Origin of the sequence: Microcystis sp. M53598_WE2, assembly GCF_030067735.1 — a bacterium.
GTDB classification, from domain to species: Bacteria; Cyanobacteriota; Cyanobacteriia; order Cyanobacteriales; family Microcystaceae; genus Microcystis; species Microcystis aeruginosa.
On record NZ_JASJFE010000611.1, the window covers coordinates 1 to 5844 of the forward strand.

Consider the following 5844-nt stretch of genomic DNA (forward strand, 5'->3'; position numbering starts at 1 on the left):
AAAGCTCGATCGCCTAGGTAGGGTAGGGGACTAGAAACATTGAGAAAGCTAGTTTTAATAATCGGTTCTAAAGTGATATTTTTCTGACGGGTTAATTCCTGTAATAAATCATGATATTCTTGATAAATATGATCAATTTCTTGCCAAACTCCCCAGCGCAAAAGTATTAACAAAATCAGATAATTACTGTATAACTTTAGGGTTGGAGTTAGACAAATTTCTCGGAATTGATAGGCAGTTATCAAAGAATTATCAAAGTCTTCTGCTAAAATATAGAGGTTAACCAATTGTTCCAAAAGACTCAGATCATTTGGTCTTAATTGCAGACAAAGTTTAATAATTTCCACTCCAAAAGTGGGACTTTGTTGCTCGTTGGTGACTCGTGCTGCTATCTGAAAAGCTTGCGGGATAAAACTATCGGCTAATTCCTCCAAGTAGGGTAAACTTGCTTGAGCTAAATCTAAAGTTAATTTGTGGGGATATAAAAGACTTTTGAGAACTACATTTAAAAGCAATTCTCGATCGGGATTAGATCTGAGATTCTCTTGAATAGGATAATTAAGTAGTTCTTCAGGATCAAATATTTCTAAATCTAAAGCTAAGTCGAATAAAGCTAATAAATTATTAATTGACTTGGGAACAATTTCCTGTAGATGATAGCGAAAATATTCTACAGCTGCCAGATCACCTTTTCTTTGTTGTCGTCGCGCTTCTGCGTCTAAAACCGCTTCTAATTCTGCTTGCCATTGCTTAACTTCTTCCGGATTACCTTCGCTTAAAATACTTTGCCACATTACCTGTGCTGCTGCTTCTAAATTTTGCAGAAGATAGGCAACTCCCAAGTACCAATAGTCAGAAATATTTTCGGAATTGTTATCGATTATTTCCTCGTAAATTGCCGCAACTTGAGGATAATCTTCAGCAATTAAAGCTTGATAAGCGTCAGGATGCCACATAAATCAGTTATCAGTTTTTTGAGATAATATTTTCAGAAAATCTTGATGTTCTTGACTGGCTAAACCTTGCTGTAAAACTGTCAAAACCTGTCCCAAGTTACCCGCTAATAAAGCATTAACATCTAACCAAAGACCAGGTAAAACCTGCGAGTAAATTATCCCTCGACTATCGGGTTCAAGTTTAATATATTCTCCAGCATTTAATCGGAACCAATCTAATTGACGTTCATAAACTCGCCAAACAAGATATTCTTGCACTTGATTACGACGATAAACTCGCCATTTATTGTGGAGATCATAGGAAGCACTAGAAGCGGCGATTTCTACGATTAATTCCGGCGCACCTTCGATATAATCATCGTCACTAATAGTTGATTGTCCAGCAATTTTAATTCTTAGTAAAGCATCTGGTTGTACTTCATTATCTGCATCCAGACGCACAGTAGTATTATCCGCAGACATTACCCCAATTGTGGCGGCTTTATAGACCCCTAACCAAGTTAAAATATCAGAATGAGGTTCTCCATGACTCTGCACTCGTACAGGAGAAGAAATATAAACTATTCCTTCAATTAATTCGGCTTTTTTTATTTCAGAAAGGTTCTGATAACGGCGCTCAAATTCCTGGCGACTTAGTTGATCACCATTTTCTAAAGGAGGGGTTTTAGGGAGAGAATAAATAGGTTCAGAAGTGATCATTTTATTTGCCCCGAACAACAGTAGATTTATCCTCCCCTAGTCCAGTGAAAAGGTGACAGTTAGGGGGATAAAGCTCAAAAAGAATTGACTCATAAGTAGGTAGGCACATTTATTTGTAGGATGGGTTAGCGGTAGCGTAACATGAGCGGGCGTTGGGTTTCATGCTTCAACCCAACCTACGTTCTGGAAACTGTCAACTTAAAACTTACATCTGATAACTGATAACTGATAACTGATAACTGAAATTAAACCACTTTAGCGATAGCAACTTCTAGCTTATCCATAGCCTCATCTACTTCTGTTTCCGAGACAATTAAAGGAGGTACAAAACGGAGAACTTTCGGACCTGCGGGGGCAATTAATAAACCCTCTGCCAAGGCTGCATTAACAATAGTAGATGAAACCAACTCACTTTCTGAATTAATTTCCATACCATTAATTAAACCCCAACCGCGCACATCGACAAATAGATGGGGATATTGAGAAGCAATCACGCGTAAACGGCTGCGTAATTGTTCCCCTCGCTGCTGGACATTTTCGAGAAGATGATCCCGTTCAATGGTTTGTAATACTGTTAAAGCTGAGGCACAAGCGAAAGGATTACCTCCAAAGGTACTCGCATGACTACCCGGTTCAAACACATCACAGAATTTTCTGCACATCATCGCACCGATGGGAATACCACCCGCTAAACCCTTAGCAGAAGTGAAAATATCCGGTTCCACTCCTAAATTCTCATAACCCCAGAGTTTACCAGTTCTTCCGACTCCCACCTGTACTTCATCAAAGACAAGCAAAATGTTATTTTCGTCGCAAATTTGCCGTAAACGTTGGAAATATTCGATATCCCCTGGACGAACTCCCCCTTCACCCTGCAAGGGTTCCAACATAATCGCTGCCACCCGACGATTACCCTCATCGAGATCAGCGATCGCATTTTCCACCGCTTCGATATCATTATAGGGAATATAGGCAAACCCCGGCATCAGGGGTTCAAAGTCTTTTTGGTACTTCGGTTGACCGGTTGCGGTGATGGTAGCTAAAGTGCGGCCGTGAAAACTAGCGTGAGCGGTTAAAATAACCGGCTGTTCGAGGAAATCTAGCACCGTATGGGCATATTTTCGTACTAATTTAATCGCCGCTTCGTTCGCTTCCGCACCAGAATTACAGAAAAAGACTTTATCAGCGCAGGAATGATCGACAATCCATTTAGCTAGTTCTCCTTGTTCGGGAATATAGTATAAATTCGAGACATGATGGAGTTTTTGGATTTGCTGACTAACCACTTCAATTAAAGCAGGGTGCGCGTGACCGAGGGTACAGGTGGCAATTCCTGCGACAAAATCAAGGTATTGTTTGCCGGAAGTATCCCAGAGAAGACAGCCTAACCCTTTGGCGATCGCAATGGGAAAACGACCATAAGTATTCATCACATAGCTGTTAAAACTATCTCGATCGAAGGGTTGATTCGGGTTTAAATTGGGAGTGGGATCAACTAGGGTTGGTTCTAAAAGGGTTTCTGGACTCACTGGGGAACTCCTGCGCGATTAGACATAGGGGAAATTATAATCAAATCCGTCTGAGAAGGACGGGTTATTTAGATTAAAAACTGATTTCATTGTAAGTTACTAGACAATCTTAGGGGTGAATTTTGCTTGTCCATCAGTGAAGATAAATATCGTCGTCTGCGTCAGGAATTAATCGGGGGAATTTTTGCCCTGATCGTGGTGTTTTTGCTCGGTACGCTTTGGTATCATCTGATCGAGGGTTGGAGTTTGCTAGATTCGGCCTATATGACGATTAGTACCCTCGCTACCGTCGGTTTTGGCGAAATTAATCCCCTAGGTGAACGGGGACGACTGTTTACAATGGTTTTGATTATCATGGGAGTAGTCAGCATCGGTTATATTGTTAATCGCTTGACCGAAGCTTTAATTCAAGGCTATTTTCAAGAGGGACTCAAACAGAGACAGGAGAAACGCTTGATCGATCGACTATCAGAACACTATATCATCTGTGGTTTGGGTCGCACAGGTAGACAGGTGGCGATCGAATTTTACGCCGAAAATATTCCTTTTGTAGTAATTGATACAGACCCCCTACAGGTAAATCGGGCCAAAGAATTAAATTATATTGTTGTTCAAGGAGATGCTACCTTAGATAAATCTTTACAAATGGCAGGAATTGAACGCGCTATTTGTATTGTGGCCGCTTTAACTTCCGATGCGGAGAATTTATATACAGTTTTGTCTGCTAAAACTCTTAATCCGAAAATCCGCGCCATTGCTAGGGCCAGTACCGAGGAAGCAGTACAAAAATTACAACGGGCCGGGGCCGATGCGGTAGTATCTCCCTATATTACCGGCGGTAGAAGATTAGCGGCCGCGGCCCTACGACCCCAGGTGATGGATTTTGTTGATGGGATTTTAACCGGAACCGATCGATCATTTTATATGGAAGAATTTTTAATCGATCCGAGGACTTGTCCCTGTGTCGGTTTAAGTCTTAGTCAAGCACATTTAAGATCTCGATCGGGGGCTTTAGTTTTGGCTATACGTCGCGCTGATGGTACGCTAATCGGGGGACCCACTGGCGATACGGAATTAATGGCCGGGGATCTGTTAATTTGTATGGGAACGGCCGAACAATTACGCAGTTTAACTCAGATTTTAATCCCTATGCGCTCGGATGGTTTACGTTTACCGAAGCATTAGTTAAAGAATCGATAAAAAATCGGCTGGTAGCATTGCGGGAACAGGGGCAGCGGCAAAATCTCTTAGGTTTCGCATTATGATTATTTCTAGCTTTTCCGATTCAGCAACGGCACTGGTAACGGCATCTTCAAAATCTTTCATCTGACTTGCCAATGCTTGCCTAATTATTGCGTCTGTCACCCTAGCAACTTGCAAATTCTCTAGAAGAATTATCACCAACTTTCTTGAGCTTTCTCTTCCATTTTCTCTAGACAAAATATAATAAATATTAGTGACGGCATGACCAGAAATATATCCTTGAGTTTTACCTGTCTTAACTGTATTTAATGCTTGTACAGATGCTTGAAAATGTGGTTCACGCTTACCCAAAACATCTAGCAATACATCACTATCGAATAGGACTCGTTTCACCGATACTTCTCCACTAAATAATCAATATACGATTCTTTTGGGTCTTCTGGTCCTAAATCGACAACCCCCACTAAGTCTCTTGTCCAAGGATCAAGATCGCTTAAGTCATCTGTTAGGGAATGAGAAGTAGTTTCTGAGGATACATTCTGACGAAAAACACGCCCATATTCTAATGCTTTCTCAAAAACCTCCTGATCAGAAATTGATCCAGAAAGATTATCTAACCAGTTTTCAGACGAAGATTTTTCAGTTTCCAAATCGACCAAACCTGTTAAATTTTGTGTAGAGGCATCAATATCATTGAAATTATCTGCTAGGGAATGATAAGTAGTTTCTGAGGATACATTCTTAGGATTAAATCGCTCTTGAATTCTGAAAATTATTAAACTGTAATAGGCTCTCAGTTGGGTGACTAAAGATTTGTCAGTATCTTGGAAATATTCGGTTATAGTACGATGAGAAACCGATAGAGCATTTTTAGCTCCCTGGTAAATTTGCTCTAGTTCTGAATCAGCAAACATATCAATAAACACATCTATCGTTTCCGAGAGAATGCGTGAACCTTCCACCACTCTGATTAAATCGGCTTTTTCCTCACCAGTCTTTCCCTCATTGATCTGAGCAAGGCTGATAAATAATTGATTATAGGCAGTAATTTGATTAGTAAATTGGTCTATATATTGGATTAACTCCAGTGCTGAATCCTCATCTCTATACTGTTTCCATACCTGAAAACATAATTTATTAATTTGATAAAATATATCGGCTCTTGCTTGATAAGTTTTAGAGTTATCCTTAACTTGCTCAAATAAAATTTTAGTTTCTTGTAGTAAATTATCCAGTATTATCCGATCAGAATCGGTGACAATTTGATCGAGTTTATCTGTAATATTTTGCAGATTTTCTAACAAAAATTGTCCTAAATTTTCCCGTTCGACTGAACTTGGCAGACTATTCATCGAAAATTTGGGTCTGAAACCCCGCCGTTCTAGGTTGGCTTTACGTTAGAATTAAAAGGCCAGTCTCGAAAACCAAGTGGACGGCGCAGCACCTTGAAAACTCGG

5 protein-coding genes and 1 pseudogene are annotated in these 5844 nt (G+C 40.2%); 1 reads left to right on the top strand and 5 read right to left on the bottom strand.

Going from position 1 to position 5844, the window contains the following annotated elements; translation table 11 throughout:
• From PX636_RS12320 to PX636_RS12330, 3 genes and pseudogenes are all read right to left on the bottom strand, one after another.
• A pseudogene (locus tag PX636_RS12320) lies at positions 1-956 on the bottom strand (O-linked N-acetylglucosamine transferase, SPINDLY family protein); the annotation flags it as partial.
• Positions 957-959: 3 nt separating this feature from the next.
• Positions 960-1655, bottom strand: coding sequence for a Uma2 family endonuclease (locus PX636_RS12325; protein WP_288117398.1), 696 nt, complete (start codon positions 1653-1655; stop codon positions 960-962).
• A gap of 245 nt (positions 1656-1900) precedes the next feature.
• Positions 1901-3184, bottom strand: coding sequence for an aspartate aminotransferase family protein (locus PX636_RS12330; protein WP_079209602.1), 1284 nt, complete (start codon positions 3182-3184; stop codon positions 1901-1903).
• Between the two features lie 126 nt (positions 3185-3310).
• Here PX636_RS12330 and PX636_RS12335 point away from each other — a divergent pair, with 126 nt between their 5' ends.
• Complete coding sequence (locus PX636_RS12335) at positions 3311-4369, top strand: potassium channel family protein (RefSeq protein ID WP_002733229.1); 1059 nt, start codon at positions 3311-3313, stop codon at positions 4367-4369.
• On the opposite strand, the gene PX636_RS12340 is transcribed toward PX636_RS12335, so the two are convergent.
• Together PX636_RS12340 and PX636_RS12345 are read right to left on the bottom strand one after the other, a co-directional pair.
• A complete protein-coding gene (locus PX636_RS12340) occupies positions 4370-4780 on the bottom strand; it encodes a PIN domain-containing protein (RefSeq protein ID WP_002798691.1) in 411 nt (136 codons plus the stop codon).
• On the bottom strand, positions 4777-5739 hold the full coding sequence (locus PX636_RS12345; protein ID WP_353853477.1) for a hypothetical protein: 963 nt from the start codon (positions 5737-5739) through the stop codon (positions 4777-4779). The genes PX636_RS12340 and PX636_RS12345 overlap by 4 nt, the downstream gene beginning before the upstream one ends.
• Between the last annotated feature and the right edge of the window lie 105 nt (positions 5740-5844).